The following is a 16,904-nucleotide window of genomic DNA, read 5'->3' on the forward strand; positions in this document are numbered from 1 at the left end:
CGGAAGGGCCCTCAACCGGCACTGTCGAGCCGTTCGATCGTGCCCGTGCGCGGGTAGTACGACACGTCCAACCGCTCGCCCTCCTGTGGCTTCGGCCAGGGACGCCGGTCGAAACGCCACACGCGCGTTACGCCATCCGAAGTGCGTACGCGCAGCAGCCAATCCGAATGGTTGTGATTCGGGTTGTTTCCCCGTTCTTCGGTGAATCTGAGGACCGTGACCGTATCGGTGACTGGTCCCTCCATGCGGTCCAAGGTCCAGTCATGGACCCGGGCTCCGCCGGATACGAGGAACGCGATCGCCACGACCGCGCATGCCACGGCCTTGAGGATACGCGATGCCACGCTTCCGCGTGGACGTAGCAGGAACAGGATTGCTCCTAGGGCGAGCGGCACGGCCAGCAGGAGCATCGACCAGCAGGCGATGCCACGCCAGAACATCGCATTCGGGCCGGGGGTGTTCGCCAGGCCCGAACACACGGCTTGCGCGCCGTACAGGACCAGTCCGATGATGACGAGCGTGAGAAGTATGGCGTCGGACGCGCGCCCGCTCCTGGAACGAGCAGGACGGGGCGGGGTGCGGCCTGGAGGTGTCGGCGCGGGATACATGACTCGACCAGGCGGAGTCGGCGTGGAATACGGAACGTCGAACGGAACCTGAGGACGGGACATGGCGGAACCCCCTTCTGCGGCCAGACCTCCCGTGCCTAGCGGGAGAGTCGTCCAACACCATCATGCACCATCCGCACGGCATATGCGGCCTTCCGGCGTCAGCCCAAGCGCTTCAGCAGCGACTCCACATGGCCTTTCGCACGCACGTTGTAGCGGGCGAGCAGGATGCGCCCGTCGCCGTCGATGGCGAACGTGGAGCGGATGACGCCGACATGCACCTTGCCGTACAGCTTCTTCTCGCCATACGCGCCGTACGCCTTGTGCACGGCGAGATCCGGGTCGCTCAGCAGCGGGAAGGACAGGTGGTCGCGGTCGTGGAAGCGGCGCAGCTTGGCGAGAGAATCCTTGCTCACGCCCAGCACCGTGTATCCCAACGTGGTGAGCCGCGCGATGTTGTCGCGGAAGTCGCACGCCTCCGTGGTGCATCCGGGGGTCATCGCCGCGGGATAGAAGTACAGCAGCACCTTGCCTCTCTTCGCGGTGAGGTCGGAGAGGGTGATCGTGATCTCCTCACCGTCCGGGCCGATGCCGTGCAGCGTGAGATCCGGGGCTTTTGCGCCGGCCTCCAGTCGTTCGGGCAGGAGGGCGGCGGTTGTGGTCGTTTCGTTCATGGCTCCCATCGTAGCCGGCGACGTTCAGGATGATGGCGTCGCATTCGAAGTCGTGGATGAAGACGTTGCCAAGGGTGCATAAAAACGTTGCAATACCTTGCGACATGCCGTATAGGCGAACGATTTGCATATATCAACGAATGCTGTAAAGTATCTGTCTTGTGCGCACGAGAGAAATCAAGTGCGGAACGCATTCCTGCGTAGCTCAGTTGGCAGAGCATCCGACTGTTAATCGGACGGTCGCTGGTTCAAGCCCAGCCGCAGGAGCTTCTTCCGGTCGGACGGCAACGTCCGGGTGGTTGATAACTGAATATTCCTGCGTAGCTCAGTTGGCAGAGCATCCGACTGTTAATCGGACGGTCGCTGGTTCAAGCCCAGCCGCAGGAGCTTGTTTTGGCCCGGTATTCCGCCAGTTCTTCACTGGTTGTATGCCGGGCCTCATTCGTTTTCGGACAACACTGGACAACATGGCGGCGGGCCTAAGGCTTCCAGAATCTTCACATTGTGGTGTGGGATGGCGATTGGAGACGGGCTTGGATGGCCAGTCGGATTCCCGACATCATTTCCCGTCCTCGGCTGGCGGGTGCTGCTGGGGTTCAACACGGGAAGGCCCAATAACACGTTTGCGTACCGGGAATCAGTGGTACGCAATGCCGTGACGACGTGCCGCATGGTTTCGTACCACCGCGCTGCGGTACACAACTCCCGAACTGCCCTCGATTCGTCTGCGTACCATTCGCGGGTTCCGTGGAAAGACTGGAATTCCAACATTCTTGGAATATCCGGCATGACACGCCCTCACAGAGCGAATGGTACATGACGCGGACGGGCCCGGAGGCCGAGTCGTGTACCCCGGATTGGCGGTACGCAACACCTCGGCCGCCGTAATCATGTGTTGCGTACCATTCATCCTCGGCCCGCGAACAACGCGATGCGGCATAACGCATTGAACACTCCGCATCGAACACTCCGCATCGAACACGCCACCCCGGCATGACGGAGCCGCACTGCCTCCGCCCCGAACGAAGGGCCGTATAGTTGATGCAGGTAGTGAGAGAAGGAAAGCCAAGGGGGACTGCATGAGGGTGTTCGATTTCGACGGGACGATCTACGACGGGGAGAGCCTGTTCGACCTGTATCTGTTCAGCGCCCGCTATGACCTCAAGGTGTTCCGCCACCTCGCGCCGGTGCTGCGGTATGCCGTCAAATACAAGCTGGGTCGCGCCACGCTCGAGCAGATGGAACATGGCGTGGGCAAGGTGGCGCGCGGGTATCTCACGGACCTGTCCACGTCGAAACGTCTTGACGAGCTGCGTATGCGTCCGTTCGACGACGTGGTGAAGGCCGGTCTGGGAGGCGACGTCCTCGCCGCCGACGCGTCGGTGCTGGCGGCCGACGACCTGACCGGCGGGCTCAGATCACTCGTCAACGCGTTCTGGGACCGCAACATGCGCAAGATCAAACCCTGGTACGAGCCGCATCCGGATGATGTGATCCTCACCGCGTCGTTCGATGTGACCGTGGGGGAGGCGTGCCGCAGACTCGGCGTGAAGCGTCTCATCGCCTCCACCATCGATCCGGACACGCTCGAGGTGACGTATCTGAACTTCAATACGAACAAGCCGAAGCGCCTGCGTCAGGTGTTGGGGGAGGACGCGGTGATCGACGAGTTCTATACGGACAGCGTCTTCGACCAGCCGATGATTGACATGGCCCGCAAGGGGTTCATGGTCAAGGGGGACGTCGTCACGCGCGTGAAGTGACGGACGACGCGTCGGCCTGCGCGGCGTGCCGTCGCCCACATGCTCATCGCGAAGCGCATCTTCACGATGGGGCGGCACGGGGACCGTGCGTCCCTCACTTGCGTGTTCACCGGCGAATTCGACCTTGACCACATCCAGGAGGCGTACGAGGCGATGGACCAGCGCAGGGTCATCAAGTCGCTCATCCGCTTCTGAGCCTCCGGAAGCGGGGCCTGCTTCTTCCGCCGCGTCCTTGCGGCTATGCTGGTGACAGCATGGAAGGAGGAGCGTCGCCATGGCCGTATCCGAAGTCGAACGCCGTTGGATCGACAGGTTCCAGGAGAACCTGTCGATCGTGCGGAAAGTGGCCGGATGGACCACGCAGGAGCTTGCCGACGAGGTCGGCGTGACGCGTCAGACCATCTGGAACCTCGAACACGGCAGGACGCCGATGAGCAAACTCCAGTACTTGGCGTTGCGCACCGTGTTCAACGTGGAGATCGCCGAACACGACAACCACGATCTGGCGCGCGTCATCACCACACTCGTCGATGACCCGCTGCGTCCCGTCCAAGAGGAGCAAGCCGAGGGCGGCGCCTCCGGAGACGACGCGGCAGGAGAGGTGACGCCGGTCATGCGGGGGCCTGCTTCGGCCGTGGTCCCGGCGGCCGGCGAGGGGAAGGCGCATGCCGATCCTGGTGCGGCGATGCGGATCCTCGCGGTCGTCACCGGCGCGCTCGCCAGTGGCGCCGCGGCCGGCGCCCTCGCGTTCCTGATGTTCCCGGATGGGGGCCGTCGCTGAATTGTCCGGGCTTCCGGCGGTTTTCGCCGTTGATATGACGATGGGGGTCGGCCACCATGCGGTGGCCGACCCCCATCGTTCGTCGGGACTATCCCGATCCTCAGCGGTCTTCCGTCACTGGGAGACGGAGGCGAGCCTCTGGTTCACGCGCCCGACCACTTCCGTGTAGTACTGCAGTTCCTCGTCGGACAGCGTGCTCTCGTCGATGGCGTCGAGCTTCTTCATGGCGTCGTTGTACTTGATGAGGATCTTGGCGTAGTCGGCGGCCATGCTCGCCGGCTTGCCGGCGGAGTCGTACTTGTCCATGAAGTCCGCGTATTCGTTCATCAGCGACTCGTAGCTGTCCATGGCGTCCTTGAATTCGGGGCGGATGCCGTTGGTCGTCGTGCCGGAATCCTGCTGCCCGGACTGTCCGGAATCGTTCGTGGCGCCCTGGTCGGTGGAGCCTTCGGAGGAGCTCGTGTCGCCGGACTGGTCGGAGCCTTCCGTTGCGGAGGACTGTTCCGGAACGCGGATGCTGACGTCCATGACGTTCTTGTTGTCCTGGTTGACGCTGACGTGGACGCTGTAGCCGGCCTCGTTCTTGGCGGTGAACGTGTCGTCGCCCTTCGAGTAGTCGACGGTGAAGCCCTTGCCCTGCACGGCCGTGACGTACGCGTCGTACTGCGCCTTGGTGGTGTCGCAGACGCTGACGGAGAACACGTTCGAGCTGTCCGTCTCGATCTCGCCTGTGGAGGATTCCGGCTTGGGCAGCTGGTTCGCCAGGTCGGACTGCGGCCAGGAGATGTCCTTGCATTCGACCTTGGAGGCTTCGGCCAGCGCCTCGTCGGCCGCCTTCTGTCGGGCGCCCTCGCGGACGACGCCCACGCCGCCGACGATCAGCGCCACGACGGTGATGCCGACCGCCACGTAGGCGAGGATGCTTCCCTGTCTCCTGCCGTCCTTGCGCGTGACGTACACGGCGAAGCCGGACAGCAGCGCCGGCAGCACGGTGAAGCCGACGAGCATGCTCCAGGTCTTCACGCCCATGAAGGCCGACAGCAGGAACAGTACGGCGACGATGATGGCGAACACCGCCAGCTTCGAGGTCTTTTTCGCCGATTGCGGTGCCGGCGGTTGTGCAGGGGAGGCCGCGGTCGGCGGCACCGCTGTCGGCGGCGGTACGGGTGCTCCCGCGGACGGTGCGAGGTTGACCACCGCCGGCATCGGCGTGGTCGCCTGTTCGGGCGTGGTCTGCGGAGCAGTCTGCGGCGGCGCGGTCTGTCCCGCGGCCGCAGGTTGAATCGGCTGCGTGGGCTGGTTCGGATCGGTCATGATGTTATCTCCTTCTCTCCAGAAGCAGGATGGTGACGGCGGAGGCGACCAGTCCGGCTATCGTCACTGTCAAACCGACTGCGATGGCGGTTCGCCAACGTTCGTTCATGATGTCCCTCCGTGTGCGTGCGGCGCCATGCCGTCGACGACAATCAATGTAATGCAAGAGCAAAGCGTAATCAAATTTGCGAAGTGTCAAAAATATTTAAAATCGGCTGTTTGGTTTTCCTTCCGCTGCGGCGCACTGATACAGGCCCATTGTCGGATGCGCAAACGAGGCCGTCTTCAGCTGCCGACTGAATCCGTCGATTTCCCCGTTCACCACGGCTCGGGTATAACGGAGAGCATGGGAATGCGGGTCACCGGGCGCGAACGGCGCCTCACCGAGGAACTGCTGGATCGTCTGCTCGCCAGCGGCAGCATCGACACGTACCTCGACGAGGAACGGCCGAAGGACTACCGGCTCATCGACTACCTGCGCTTCCTGCTGGACCTTCATGGGATCAAACGCGCCGACGTCGCACGCGCATCCGGCATCAACCCCACCGTCGTCTACGACGTCTTCTCCGGCAAAAGCCGCCCCGGACGGGACCACGCCATCCGCCTCGCGTTCGGCTGTGGCTGCGACCTGCGCGAGACGCAACGCCTGCTGCGCCTCGCCGGCGTCTCCGAACTCTGGTGTCGCCAACGTCGTGACGCCATCATCATCTGGTGCGTCGAGAACGGCCTCGACCTCGCCGCCACGGACGACGAACTCTACCGGTTCGACGAACCGACGCTCACCCCGCAGGATTGACGCGAGACCGACACGAAACCGACACGGAACGAAGCGGACAGATGGATGACACGCAGACGCTGCACGCCATGATGCTGGACGACGCCTACCACGTCGAACGCACGCTCGCCGACGGCGCGGGCGGCGTCACCGAACTCGTGACGTTGGACGGCACCGGTCCGTTCGTGCGCAAGAAGATCCCGCTGCGTCTCGCCCGCCGACGCCTCTGGTCCACGCTCGCCGACTGCACGTCGCCGCGCCTGCCGCGCGTCGAAGCGACCTACGAACTGCCCGACCGGTTCGTGGTCGTCTATGACTACGTGTCCGGCGTCACACTCGACGAATACGTGACACGGCGCGGGCGTCTCGCCGCGTCCGAGGCGACGGCCATCGCCCTTCAACTGTGCGAGGCCGTGGGCGAACTCCACGCGCACGGCATCATCCACCGCGACGTCACGCCCACGAACATCGTCGTCTCCGCGGACGGCGCCCACCTCATCGACTTCGGCATCGCCCGCGAACGCGCCGGCACCGTCGCGGGCGACGCGGCGCGCGCACGCGACACGACCACGCTCGGCACATGGGGGTACGCGGCGCCCGAACAGTACGGCTTCGCGCCGACGGACGCCCGCACCGACGTGTACGCGATCGGGCGCGTGCTCGGCTTCATGCTCACCGGCGTGGACCCGTCCGACGTGACGGTGTACGACCGTGCGCTCGCCGACGACACGGCGTCGCCGCCCGCGTTGCGCGCCGTCATCGCCCAGGCGTGTGCGTTCGAGCCGAGTGCGCGCATGCAGACCGTACATGAGTTGCGTGACGCCTTGGAGCAGGCGGAACACGGTACGGAAGGCACGGCGCAGGCGGCCGCCGTCCCGTTCACGGTGCCCATGCCGCCGACGGCCACCGATGGTGCCGTCACCGATGGCGCGAACATGTCGACCGGCGTCGCTCGTCGTGCTTCCGCCTCCCGCCGCGTCGTCGCGTGGACGTCGGCCGGTCTCGTCGCGCTCCTGCTCGCCGGCGGCGTCGGATACGCGGCGATGCGTTTCGTCTCCGCCGGAAACGACGTCACGGCCACGTCGCCGACGACGTCGCCGCCCTCGACGGGCGGTGACGGCGCAACCTCCGGCGACGACACGGCCGGCGGCTCGGACGTCGTGGAGCACAACCCGCTCGAACTCGTCGAATCCGGCTGGTCCGCGGAAAACGGGTACGTGGAATACGCGCTCGTCCTGCGCAACACGAATACGACACACGCCGTCCGGTTCCCGCGGGTCACCATCACCGGCAGGGACAAGGACGGCTCCGTCATGTTCTCCGATACGCCGACCTTCCCGCTCGTCTTCGCCGGCGAGACCGCATACTTCAGCGGGCAGAGCGGCGACGGGGAGCAACCCGCGACCGTCGACTTCGCGGTCGGGACGCCCGCCTCCGACGATCTTCTCGACACGGGCGGTGCCGAATCGTACCGTGTGCACGACGTGAAGGAACGCAGAACGGACTTCGGCGGCGTCACGTTCGCCGGCGAGGTGACGACCGACCGCGACGACGACAATGGCAAAGGCGTATACACGGACGACATCATCGTCACGCTCGTCCTGCGCGACAAGAACGGACATATCGTATTCGGACGCAACGAGTACGTCGCCAAACCGGCGAAGGGGACGAGCCGCGCGTTCTCCATCGAAACCTACGACCTGCCCGCATACGCGTCATACGAGATCCACGCGCACACCTCGTGAGCGGACCGGCACCGGACGTGCGCTCGCCTGCGCGCCGCATGCGGCATCTACAATGGGCCGCATGGCAGACGAACGGACGGACATGCGGGCGAAGGAACGGATCGACGCGGGAAAGTGGCATGCACCCACGGCCGTCGAGGTGCGCGGCGCACGCGTCCACAATCTCAAGAACGTGGACGTGGACGTCCCGTTGAATACGCTCACCGGTGTGGCCGGCGTCTCCGGATCCGGCAAAAGCTCGCTCGCATTGGGCGTGCTCTACGCTGAAGGCTCACGCCGCTACCTCGAGGCGCTGTCCACATACACGCGCCGCAGGCTCACCCAGGCGACGCGCGCGCAGGTCGACGACGTGCGCCACGTGCCCGCCGCGCTCGCCCTCCACCAGCGTCCCGCCGTGCCTGGCGTCCGCTCCACGTTCGGCACGATGAGCGAACTGCTCAACAGCCTGCGCCTCCTGTTCTCCCGCTGCGGCGCGCACGTGTGCCCGCACTGCGGCGCCCGACACGAGCCCACACTCGACGTGGCCGCCGAACTGCCCATCCGCTGCGCGAAATGCAGCAAGACGTTCTTCGGCCCCGGCGCCGAATCGCTCGCCTTCAACTCGGCGGGCGCATGCCCCACCTGCTCCGGCACCGGCGTGGTGCGCGAGGTGAACCTCAAGGCGCTCGTGCCCGACGAATCGAAGACCATCGACGAAGGCGCCGTCGCCCCATGGGGTTCGCTCATGTGGGACCTCATGAAGGACGTGTGCCGTGCGATGGGCGTGCGCACCGACGTGCCGTTCCGCGAACTCACGGACAAGGAACGCGACATCGTCTTCCACGGGCCCGCCGTCAAGAAGCACATCCTCTACCGGTCGAAGAAAAGCGACGACTTCGCCGAACTCGACTTCACCTACTACAACGCCGTGTACACCGTCGAGAACGCGCTCGCCAAAGCCAAGGACGAGAAGGGGCTGAAACGCGTCGCGCGCTTCCTCGAGGAGAAGCCGTGCGCCGACTGCGGCGGCACGCGTCTGAGCGAGGCCGCCCGCGCGCCCCGCGTGCGCGGCGTGAACCTCGCCGAAGCGAGCGCGATGACGCTGGACGAGGCCGTCGCGTGGGTGCGCGACGTGCCCGGTACGCTGCCCGAGCCGATGCGTCCGATGGCGACGAACATCGCCGAATCGTTCCTCGATGTGGCTAGGCGACTGCTCGAGTTGGGCCTCGGCTATCTTTCCCTCGACCGTGCGGGCGCGACGCTGTCCACCGGCGAACGCCAGCGCGTCCAGTTGGCGCGCGCGGTGCGCAACCGGACCACCGGCGTGCTGTACGTGCTCGACGAGCCGTCCATCGGCCTGCATCCGGCGAACGTGGACGGGCTCATCGGCGTGATGCGCGACCTCGTGGCGGACGGCAACACGGTGGTCGTCGTCGACCATGACGTGCGTGTGCTCGAGGCGTGCGACCATCTCATCGAGATGGGGCCGGTCGCCGGCGCCGGCGGCGGGCATGTGATCGCGCAGGGCACGGTGGCCGACGTGGCGGCCATGAGGGAGCGGGGCAGCCGCATCGCGCCGTTCCTCGCCGAAACCGGTCCGAAGCGGGTGCGTCCGCGGGTCGATGCGTCGCGCATGTTCGAGGCGGGCACGATCCACATGGAGACCGGGCCGCTGCATACGGTGAAGCCGCTGTCGGTGGACATCCCGCGCGGACGGCTCACCGTGGTGACGGGCGTGTCCGGTTCCGGCAAGACCACGATGGTGCTGGAGTCGCTGATTCCCGCGCTGCGCGCGAACGCCGTCCGTGCGGACGGTGCCGGTACCGTCGGTGCGGATATGGGCGATGTCGCGTCGTCGCCGGCGCTTCCATCACACGTGCATGCGATCGATGCGCCCGGCATCGTGCGTGCGAACCTCATCGACGCGACGCCGATCGGCGCGAACGTGCGTTCCATCGTCGCCACGTACGCGGGCGTCCACGACGACCTGCGCCGCGCGTTCGCCCGCACCGACGAGGCGAAGGCCGTCGGTTGGAAGGCCGGCGACTTCTCGTACAACACGGGACGGTTGCGCTGCCCCACCTGCGACGGCACCGGGTCGATCTCGCTCGACGTGCAGTTCCTGCCCGACGTGAGCATCGACTGCCCGGACTGCCGCGGTTCACGCTACGCGCCCGCCGCCGCGTCTATCCATCGCGTCGCGAAGGACGGGCGTGCGCTCACCCTGCCGCAGCTGATGGCGATGAGCGTCGACGAGGCGCTGGAGGCGACCACCGACATGCGCAAGGTGCACGCGCGGCTGGAGACCCTGCACGATCTGGGCCTCGGTTACCTGACGCTCGGCGAGCCGACGCCCGCCCTGTCCGGCGGCGAGGCGCAGCGGTTGAAGCTCGCCAGCGAGATGGGGCGCGTGCAGTCGGACGCCGTGTTCGTGTTCGACGAGCCGACCATCGGCCTGCACCCGTTGGACGTGCGCGTCCTGCTCGGCGTGTTCGACCAGCTCGTGGCGAGCGGCGCGACCGTCGTCGTCATCGAACATGATCTCGACATGATCGCCAACGCCGACTGGATCATCGACATGGGTCCCGGCGGGGGAGCGGCCGGCGGCCGCATCGTCGCCGCCGGCACACCGGAGGACGTCGCCGCGAACCCGGACAGCGTCACCGGCCGGTACCTGCGGTAGACGAGCAGATGAGAGGATAAGACGATTTCAGCGGTCGAAGTGATAATCCTGACCGAAGAACATGCTCCATGCGAGCAGGATGTCCTCGTAATTCGCGGTCAGGAAGAACTGGAGACGGCGAATGTCCTTGGAGGACAGCCCACCCTTGTTGTGCGCCAAGGACACCGAACCGTCGGAACCGAGTACGAATCGTGCCAAATCATGGCGGGAGCCCTGTGCGACATGCACATGCACGCCATGATCGCGGTCGAGTGCGGTGAAATAGATGGAGTAGCCGGCGAAACTGAAGATCTCAGGCATCGGCGTATTCCCGGTCGATGGCGCGCAACCCTTCCACGGTGGGCCTGACACGGTCGAACCAGTGGTGGAGGAACGATTCGCCCTGTGGACCAAACGTGGAGGATAGTATCTTGCCGGTATTGCTCAATGTGGCAGTACGAGGGTATCCGACCTCCGTGATGGTGATGGTGTCGTCATCCCATTGCGTGGTGATGCCCATCATCGTGAACGAGTTCTCCGTGTTCATGGTGCACCTCCCATATCGTTTCGATTGCCACGATAATGCGTCGGATTCGTACGGGCAAGCGACATCCTTAGTGGCCTCGGAATACGTCACCGGCCGGTATCTGCGGTAGACGTTGTCCGGAACGTCCGGTCCTCAGTCCGGCGGATGTCTCCGAAGGACATGAGGAGGCCGGTCGGTCAGTCGTCGTCGTGGTCGTCGTCCGAATCGTCGTTCTGATCGTCCCGATCATCGTCATTTCGATCGTCGGCGTCGTCGTCTTGGTCGTCCTGATCGTCGTCGTTCGAATCGTCGTCCCGATCGTCGGAGTCGTCGTTCTGATCGTCCCGATCATCGTCGTCGTCCCGGTCGTCATCATTCGAATCGTCGTCGTCCGTCGACCCGCTCTTCGACGATTCCCCGGACGGGGAGGAAGGCGTGGACGGCGCCGGCGCCGCGGGGGACCCGCAGGCTGCGAGCCCCATGACGAGCATGCAGGCCGCGATGAACGCGACGATGATGGTGGTGATGCGCTTCGTTGCGATGGTCATGATGGTGTCGAACCCCTTGATACAAGTGTGTGACGGCTCCCACTTCGACCGTCATGACTGATTATCCCCGACTTTCCGTCCGCGCGCATGCCCCCGCGGCGTGAGCGTCGTCACATGTCGCCATGCATGACGGGCATGGGCGACGTGCGGATGCGGGCATTGGACGTGGAGGTCCGGATGGTTTTCAATCCGGCGCAGCCGAACGGTGAGCCGCGTCCCCCGAAGCGTGCGGATGGGCGAGTACAGTGTCCGGATGTGCCCCAGATACAGCAGATCAGACGCGCGACCGCCGACGCGAAATACCATGAGATGACCGAGAAACCGGTCAAACCGCTGATTCTGCGTCTGTGCATCCCCGCGGTGGTGTCGAATCTGGTGACCACCGCATACAATCTCACCGACACGTTCTTCATCGGCCAGCTGGGCACGTCCCAATCCGGCGCGATCGGCATCGCGTTCTCCATCATGACCATCCTGCAGGCGCTCGGATTCTTCTTCGGCAACGGCGCGGGCAATTCGATGAGCCGCGAGCTCGGCAAACGCAACAACGACCGTGCGTCCCGGCTGCTCGCCATCGGGTTCGCGGGCGCCGTGCTTTCCGGCCTCATCGTGGCCGTCGTCTGCCTGTCCATGCTTCATCCGCTGGTCGTGGCGTTGGGCTCGACCGTGACCATCGCTCCATACGCGGTGACCTATCTCACGCCCATCCTCGTGGCCGCGCCATGCGTGTGCGGCTCGTTTGCCCTGAACGGGCTGCTGCGCTATCAGGGTCAGTCCGCGTTCGGCATGGTAGGCCTCGTCTCCGGCGCGCTGCTCAACTTCCTGCTCGCCCCATTGTTCATATTCGTCCTGCATATGGGCATCTTCGGCGCGGGCCTCGCCACCGGCATCTGTCAGACGGTGAGCTTCATCATCCTCACCGTGATGAGCGCCCGATTCGGTGTCCTGAAGCTGTCGCTGCGCAACTGTCGTCCCGACCCGCTGCTGCTGCGCGAGATCGCGGGCGGCGGTCTGCCGTCGCTGGTCCGTCAGGGTGCCGGTTCGATCGCCACCACGTGCGTGAACATCGCGGCCAACCCGTTCGGCGACGCGGCCATCGCCGGCATGGCCATCGTCATGCGCATCATGCTCGGCGCGAACTCGGTCATCATCGGCCTCGGCCAGGGCTTCCAGCCGGTGTGCGGCTACAACTATGGCGCCGGCAGGTTCGCGCGTGTGCGCGAGGCCTTCTGGTTCTGCGTGAAGCTGTCCACATGCGTGCTGCTCGTGTTGGGCGTCGTCATCTGGGTGGCCGCGCCGCAATTGGTCGAGGTCTTCCGCTCCGATCCGGCCGTGGTCGCCGTCGGCGTCGCCGCGTTGCACTTCGAATGCGTGACGGTGGTGTTGAACGGCGTGAACATGATGGGCAACATGATCTCCCAGACGTTGGGGCAGACCGGCATCGCCTCGTTCCTCGCCGTGTGCCGCACCGGCCTCTATCTGGCGCCGATCGTGCTCATCCTGCCGCACTTCCTCGGCGTGACCGGCGTCGAGGCCGCCCAGTCGGTGGCGGACATCCTCACGTTCGCCACGACCATCCCGTTCATGCGTCATATCCTCGGCAAGGTGCTGCGCTGAATTCGAGCGGATGGGCGTCCCGCTCCGCCGCAGGCGAAGGGCATCCGTGCCGGCCGCTATCATGGCTGGGTATGTCGAAACGAGGTGAGCTGAGGGTATGAGCCTGATCGAGATGATGATTCTCGGATTCCTGTCCGAGAAGACGATGTGCGGCTACGAGCTGCGCAAGAAGATGGAGCAGCTGCAGGGGGACATGCGCAAGTTCAGCGACGGCGCCATCTACCCTGCGACCGGCCGTCTCGCCAAGGCCGGGCTCATCTCCGAGCAGACGGATGTGCGCGACGGTCGCCAGCGCCACCTGTTCACGTTGGAGCCGGCCGGCCGCGAGGCGCTCGTCGAGGCGTTGAAAACCGCGGACGGCTTCATCCTCACCGATTTCAACCGGTGGCGCGTCGTGCTCACCTTCCTGTCCGTCGTGCCGGACAAGGCCGACCGTGATGCGGTGCTGCGTCGCCGCTACGACCTGTTGTCCGGCGGCGACGTGCACTTCTTCTACTGTGACGCGGGCAATCCGCTGTCGATCGACCACATCGACGACCCGTACAGCCGCGGTCTCATCACCGTGCATGACGCGCAGGTCGCGGCCGAACGCGCGTGGCTGCGTTCGATGCTCGGCATCGAAGACTAGGGGCCGCTCACCTGCTCTTACGGCAATCGGCTGGGCCCCGACGCGAACCGTATCGCGTCGGGGCCCAGCCGTTTCTCCGTGGATGACCGCTTACTTGACGACCTTGAAGCCGCCGGTCCACGGGGTCTGCTCGGTCACGCCGAGGACGATCTGCAGGGCGCCGTAGCCCTCGAGGTACTGGGCGCGCTTGAGCGGGCCGGCGTCCACGGTCTTCAGACCCGCGGCCTCGATGAACGCGGCGACGGACTTCTTGGCCGCATCGTCGTCGGAGGCGAGCTGGACGACGGTGGGGGCGCCGTCGTTGACGCCGGAGGCGAGGGTTGCGGCGAAGGTGGTGTTGAAGCCCTTGACGACCTTGGACTGCGGCAGCTTGCCGGCCAGCCATTCGGCGGCGGACTTCGCGCCCTCCGGCAGCGCCAGGTCGAAGGTGGTGAAGTCAATCGGGTTGGACACGTCGACCACGGTCTTGCCGGCCAGCTGGTCGGCGTAGGCGGCGAGGACCTCCTCGTAGGCCGGGAACGGCAGGGCAAGCACGACGATGTCGCCGGTGACAGCCTCTCCGAACTTGGCGCCGGTGACGCCTTCGGCCGCGGCCGCGGCCTTGTCCGGGTTGCGGTCGATGACCTGCACGGCCGCGCCGGCCTTGGCGGCGATGCCCGCCACGGCGGATCCGATGTTGCCCGCGCCGAAGATGGTGATGGTGCTCATGGTGGTTTTCCTTTCGTCGTGCCGTGCGTCCGGGGTGGATGCGCGGTGTGGTTGCTGTTGTCCGCTTGTCGCCTCCGGCGGCGGCCCTCGATTGGGGTTCCCGTCGCTCTGGCGTTGGTCATCACTCTATTCGAGGTATTGATATATTTCAAGCTGAGATATATCGAATCAATGTATGACAGGCTGCAGAATGGCGGAATTCCGCGACGGGGGAGTCCGGTGACAGGTGTTCGCCGTCGGCGTGTCGTTTCGAGATATCTCGAAGAGAGATATCATGGTGGGCATGATGAACACGATAGAGCTGATGACCTTGGGGTTCCTCACCGAAGGCCCCGCATGCGGCTACCGGCTGCGCAAGAAAATGGAGCAACTGCAGGGATACATGCAGGCGGTCTCCGACGGCACGCTCCACGCCGTCACCGGACGCTTCGTCAAGGCCGGATACATCGGCGAGACCTACACGGTCGTCAACGGCCGTCGGCTGCGCGAATTCCACCTCGAACCTGCCGGCCGCGAGGCGCTTGTCGAGGAACTCAAGGGCACGAGCGGATATATGCTCACCAACATCACCAAATGGGCGGTCGTCATGTCGTTCCTGTCTGTCATTCCCGACGAGGACGACAGACGCGCCGTATTGCGCCGACGTCTCGACTCGCTTGCCGAAGCCGACGTGCGGCGCCTGTACAGCGACGGCGAAGGCCCCATCGACAACGACAAGGTCGAAGACAAATACCGTCGCGCCGTCATCGCCATCCATGACGCCGAGATCGACGCCGAACGCGCGTGGCTGGAACGCGAGCTCGGCGTCCTCGAATGACCGACGGGCCTGTGGCGGCCGACGGTCATTCCGGTCAGCGCCTCCAGTGACGGCGACGGCTGACGATGCGCTTGCCGCCCACGCCCGCCTTGCCGTTCGGGCCCCACGGCCCGCGGGCCTCCGCCTGCAGCTGCTTGAGATGATGCTTCATCGCGAGGAGCATGATGTGTGTGTCCTCGAGGCCCAGGTGGCGTTCGGCATCGTCCTCGTGCAGCGCCCCCTGACGCTTCGCGTACGCGTCGAGACGATTGTCGCCGTCGGGATGCTCCTCGCTGGGGATGGAGCCCTCGTCCCACAGGCGGCTCATCGGCAGCGTGTCGATGATGGTCACATGGCCGTTGCGGTACGCCTCCGCATACCCCTTCACGTTGAGCATGAAGAAGCTGTGCTCGAACGTGGCCATGTGCGCCACGAACGGCTGCGCGGTGAGACGCTTCAGCAGATCGGCCTGCGCGGTCTGGTCCTCGTCGAACATCGGATAGTCGATGCCGACGCGCTGCCTGATGTCGATGCCGGTCAGCTGGATGATGAACGGGTTGCCGTGGCGCGCCGCCTCGTCGGTCACGCCGAAGGAGAACCGGTGCTGGTCGTACGCGTCTCCGCCCTCGTAATAGTCCTTGTCGTACTCGTAGCCGGTGGGCGCGTCCGCCGGACGCGGGGACTTCATGTTCATGTATTCGAAGCCCACGTCGATGATGTACGCGCGGTACGGTTCCGTGCCGTTCGTCTCCAGGTCGATGCCCATCACCTTGTCCACGTCGCGTCCCGGGAGGAACACCTCGCGCCAGTAGTCCTTCGGGCGCGCCGCCTCGCGGGCGGCCACATGCTCGGCGGCAGCATGGCGGGACTTCTCGAACCGCGCCTCCGGCACTGCGGTCTCGTCCCGGTTCACCTGCTCGACGGACGGCACGGCCGGGTTGTCGTCGTTGATGACCGGCTGTCCCTCGATGAGATAGTCGGGGCTGCCCTGATCCGAACTCGAATCCGCAGGCGCCGATTCGTCCGGTCCCGCTTCGACGGAACCGTCCTTCACTTCGTCCGCTTCGAACAGGGCGTGCTCGCGGTGCAGCCGCGCGGCCTCGCGCTTGGCGCGGTCGGCCTTGCGCTGTTCGGCGCGCGCGTTGACGATTTCGGCGGTGCGGTCCTGGATGTCGTCGACGACCACGCCGTCCTTCGCGGCGGTGAGCACCGGCACGGTGACGCGCTCGCGCTCCTCGTCCTCGACGGTCCACAGCCCTTCCGCGATGCCGCGGTCGCGCAGCAGCGCGATCTGGTCGTTGAGCCTGCGGTCCGCGTAGGCGAGTGCACGCGGCAGGTCGTAGGTCTTGATGCGCCGGTCGAAGTCGCGCATGAACGTCATGCTCATCTTCGCGATGATCGCCTCGAGGCGGTCGCGAATCCCCAGATCGGCCTTGAGCAGGTCGTGCGCGCTGGACGTGGCGCCGGGCTCGTAGTCGTCCGGGGAGGCCACGCCGATGCCGTGCTCCAGGTCGAGCGAACGCACCCAATCCCAATCGATGTCGTTGCCGTCCGCGTCCTTCAACATGATGTACGACCACTGGCTGATGCCTTCCTTCGCCTCGGTCAGCCACGAGCGGTCGATCGCATATCCACTGTTTTCCATTGTCTTGTCGCTGTTTTCTTCGCTACTCATACTCATTCATACCTGCGGGAGCCACGTCCCGTCAGCCACCATGGTAGCGCCCGTGTGCGGCGGGTCGGGGGAATCGCCGGAAAACAATGGGAAAACGAAGGGCGG

16 protein-coding genes, 2 tRNA genes and 1 pseudogene are annotated in these 16,904 nt (G+C 65.3%); 11 read left to right on the plus strand and 8 right to left on the minus strand.

Annotated elements, in window-relative coordinates:
• Positions 1-11: 11 nt before the first annotated feature.
• Both JS531_RS07990 and JS531_RS07995 read right to left on the minus strand, forming a co-directional pair.
• A complete protein-coding gene (locus tag JS531_RS07990) occupies positions 12-671 on the minus strand; it encodes a hypothetical protein (protein WP_214314878.1) in 660 nt (219 codons plus the stop codon).
• 98 nt (positions 672-769) lie between these two features.
• Positions 770-1,291, minus strand: coding sequence for a peroxiredoxin (locus JS531_RS07995; RefSeq protein ID WP_214314880.1), 522 nt, complete (start codon positions 1,289-1,291; stop codon positions 770-772).
• A 185-nt stretch (positions 1,292-1,476) separates the two neighbouring features.
• On the opposite strand from JS531_RS07995, the gene JS531_RS08000 reads away from it, so the two are divergent.
• The 5 genes from JS531_RS08000 to JS531_RS08020 all read left to right on the plus strand — a co-directional run bounded on the left by JS531_RS08000 (position 1,477) and on the right by JS531_RS08020 (position 3,826).
• A tRNA-Asn gene (locus JS531_RS08000) sits at positions 1,477-1,549 on the plus strand.
• 47 nt (positions 1,550-1,596) lie between these two features.
• Positions 1,597-1,669: transfer RNA gene (locus tag JS531_RS08005), tRNA-Asn, on the plus strand.
• A gap of 692 nt (positions 1,670-2,361) precedes the next feature.
• Positions 2,362-3,045 carry a haloacid dehalogenase-like hydrolase gene (locus tag JS531_RS08010; protein ID WP_214314882.1) on the plus strand — a complete coding sequence of 228 codons (684 nt, stop codon included), beginning with the start codon at positions 2,362-2,364 and terminating at the stop codon, positions 3,043-3,045.
• Positions 3,046-3,084: 39 nt separating this feature from the next.
• Positions 3,085-3,240: a hypothetical protein gene (locus tag JS531_RS08015; RefSeq protein WP_214315001.1), complete on the plus strand. Its 156-nt coding sequence runs from the start codon at positions 3,085-3,087 to the stop codon at positions 3,238-3,240.
• A 79-nt stretch (positions 3,241-3,319) separates the two neighbouring features.
• On the plus strand, positions 3,320-3,826 hold the full coding sequence (locus tag JS531_RS08020) for a helix-turn-helix transcriptional regulator (protein WP_214314884.1): 507 nt from the start codon (positions 3,320-3,322) through the stop codon (positions 3,824-3,826).
• A 114-nt stretch (positions 3,827-3,940) separates the two neighbouring features.
• On the opposite strand, the gene JS531_RS08025 is transcribed toward JS531_RS08020, so the two are convergent.
• Positions 3,941-5,140 carry a DUF6591 domain-containing protein gene (locus JS531_RS08025; protein ID WP_214314891.1) on the minus strand — a complete coding sequence of 400 codons (1,200 nt, stop codon included), beginning with the start codon at positions 5,138-5,140 and terminating at the stop codon, positions 3,941-3,943.
• 352 nt (positions 5,141-5,492) lie between these two features.
• Here JS531_RS08025 and JS531_RS08030 point away from each other — a divergent pair, with 352 nt between their 5' ends.
• From JS531_RS08030 to JS531_RS08040, 3 genes are all read left to right on the plus strand, one after another.
• Positions 5,493-5,936: a helix-turn-helix domain-containing protein gene (locus JS531_RS08030; RefSeq protein ID WP_214314987.1), complete on the plus strand. Its 444-nt coding sequence runs from the start codon at positions 5,493-5,495 to the stop codon at positions 5,934-5,936.
• Positions 5,937-5,977: 41 nt separating this feature from the next.
• Complete coding sequence (locus JS531_RS08035; protein ID WP_214314898.1) at positions 5,978-7,660, plus strand: serine/threonine-protein kinase; 1,683 nt, start codon at positions 5,978-5,980, stop codon at positions 7,658-7,660.
• An 82-nt stretch (positions 7,661-7,742) separates the two neighbouring features.
• A complete protein-coding gene (locus tag JS531_RS08040; protein ID WP_240542124.1) occupies positions 7,743-10,322 on the plus strand; it encodes an excinuclease ABC subunit UvrA in 2,580 nt (859 codons plus the stop codon).
• A gap of 27 nt (positions 10,323-10,349) precedes the next feature.
• Here the strand turns inward: JS531_RS08040 and JS531_RS08045 are convergent, their stop codons facing one another.
• From JS531_RS08045 to JS531_RS08055, 3 genes are all read right to left on the minus strand, one after another.
• Positions 10,350-10,622: a DUF4160 domain-containing protein gene (locus tag JS531_RS08045; protein ID WP_214314902.1), complete on the minus strand. Its 273-nt coding sequence runs from the start codon at positions 10,620-10,622 to the stop codon at positions 10,350-10,352.
• Positions 10,615-10,848, minus strand: a complete 234-nt coding sequence (locus JS531_RS08050; protein ID WP_214314904.1) for a hypothetical protein — start codon at positions 10,846-10,848, stop codon at positions 10,615-10,617. Before JS531_RS08050 ends, JS531_RS08045 begins: the two co-directional genes overlap by 8 nt.
• A gap of 176 nt (positions 10,849-11,024) precedes the next feature.
• A complete protein-coding gene (locus JS531_RS08055; protein ID WP_214314906.1) occupies positions 11,025-11,375 on the minus strand; it encodes a hypothetical protein in 351 nt (116 codons plus the stop codon).
• A 255-nt stretch (positions 11,376-11,630) separates the two neighbouring features.
• Here JS531_RS08055 and JS531_RS08060 point away from each other — a divergent pair, with 255 nt between their 5' ends.
• Positions 11,631-12,992: an MATE family efflux transporter gene (locus JS531_RS08060; protein WP_214314908.1), complete on the plus strand. Its 1,362-nt coding sequence runs from the start codon at positions 11,631-11,633 to the stop codon at positions 12,990-12,992.
• A gap of 97 nt (positions 12,993-13,089) precedes the next feature.
• Positions 13,090-13,620 (plus strand): PadR family transcriptional regulator, encoded by a 531-nt coding sequence (locus JS531_RS08065; protein WP_214314910.1) that lies wholly within the window; start codon positions 13,090-13,092, stop codon positions 13,618-13,620.
• Between the two features lie 90 nt (positions 13,621-13,710).
• Here JS531_RS08065 and JS531_RS08070 read toward each other — a convergent pair.
• Positions 13,711-14,349, minus strand: a pseudogene (locus JS531_RS08070) (NADPH-dependent F420 reductase); the annotation flags it as partial.
• A 262-nt stretch (positions 14,350-14,611) separates the two neighbouring features.
• Between JS531_RS08070 and JS531_RS08075 the strand changes: the two are divergent.
• Complete coding sequence (locus JS531_RS08075) at positions 14,612-15,145, plus strand: helix-turn-helix transcriptional regulator (protein WP_236034327.1); 534 nt, start codon at positions 14,612-14,614, stop codon at positions 15,143-15,145.
• A 34-nt stretch (positions 15,146-15,179) separates the two neighbouring features.
• Here the strand turns inward: JS531_RS08075 and JS531_RS08080 are convergent, their stop codons facing one another.
• Positions 15,180-16,799 carry a DNA polymerase III subunit epsilon gene (locus JS531_RS08080; RefSeq protein ID WP_240542113.1) on the minus strand — a complete coding sequence of 540 codons (1,620 nt, stop codon included), beginning with the start codon at positions 16,797-16,799 and terminating at the stop codon, positions 15,180-15,182.
• Positions 16,800-16,904: the final 105 nt, after the last annotated feature.

It is taken from the genome of Bifidobacterium sp. CP2 (assembly GCF_018555635.1).
Taxonomy (GTDB): domain Bacteria; phylum Actinomycetota; class Actinomycetes; order Actinomycetales; family Bifidobacteriaceae; genus Bifidobacterium; species Bifidobacterium saguinibicoloris.

What these genes read in the sequence shown, in the direction of transcription:
- JS531_RS07990 (WP_214314878.1), bottom strand. Translation starts at nt 671, where the DNA reads ATGTCCCGTCCTCAGGTTCCGTTCGACGTTCCGTATTCCACGCCGACT.
- JS531_RS07995 (WP_214314880.1), bottom strand. Translation starts at nt 1,291, where the DNA reads ATGGGAGCCATGAACGAAACGACCACAACCGCCGCCCTCCTGCCCGAA.
- JS531_RS08010 (WP_214314882.1), top strand. Translation starts at nt 2,362, where the DNA reads ATGAGGGTGTTCGATTTCGACGGGACGATCTACGACGGGGAGAGCCTG.
- JS531_RS08015 (WP_214315001.1), top strand. Translation starts at nt 3,085, where the DNA reads ATGCTCATCGCGAAGCGCATCTTCACGATGGGGCGGCACGGGGACCGT.
- JS531_RS08020 (WP_214314884.1), top strand. Translation starts at nt 3,320, where the DNA reads ATGGCCGTATCCGAAGTCGAACGCCGTTGGATCGACAGGTTCCAGGAG.
- JS531_RS08025 (WP_214314891.1), bottom strand. Translation starts at nt 5,140, where the DNA reads ATGACCGATCCGAACCAGCCCACGCAGCCGATTCAACCTGCGGCCGCG.
- JS531_RS08030 (WP_214314987.1), top strand. Translation starts at nt 5,493, where the DNA reads ATGCGGGTCACCGGGCGCGAACGGCGCCTCACCGAGGAACTGCTGGAT.
- JS531_RS08035 (WP_214314898.1), top strand. Translation starts at nt 5,978, where the DNA reads ATGGATGACACGCAGACGCTGCACGCCATGATGCTGGACGACGCCTAC.
- JS531_RS08040 (WP_240542124.1), top strand. Translation starts at nt 7,743, where the DNA reads ATGCGGGCGAAGGAACGGATCGACGCGGGAAAGTGGCATGCACCCACG.
- JS531_RS08045 (WP_214314902.1), bottom strand. Translation starts at nt 10,622, where the DNA reads ATGCCTGAGATCTTCAGTTTCGCCGGCTACTCCATCTATTTCACCGCA.
- JS531_RS08050 (WP_214314904.1), bottom strand. Translation starts at nt 10,848, where the DNA reads ATGAACACGGAGAACTCGTTCACGATGATGGGCATCACCACGCAATGG.
- JS531_RS08055 (WP_214314906.1), bottom strand. Translation starts at nt 11,375, where the DNA reads ATGACCATCGCAACGAAGCGCATCACCACCATCATCGTCGCGTTCATC.
- JS531_RS08065 (WP_214314910.1), top strand. Translation starts at nt 13,090, where the DNA reads ATGAGCCTGATCGAGATGATGATTCTCGGATTCCTGTCCGAGAAGACG.
- JS531_RS08075 (WP_236034327.1), top strand. Translation starts at nt 14,612, where the DNA reads ATGATGAACACGATAGAGCTGATGACCTTGGGGTTCCTCACCGAAGGC.
- JS531_RS08080 (WP_240542113.1), bottom strand. Translation starts at nt 16,799, where the DNA reads ATGAGTAGCGAAGAAAACAGCGACAAGACAATGGAAAACAGTGGATAT.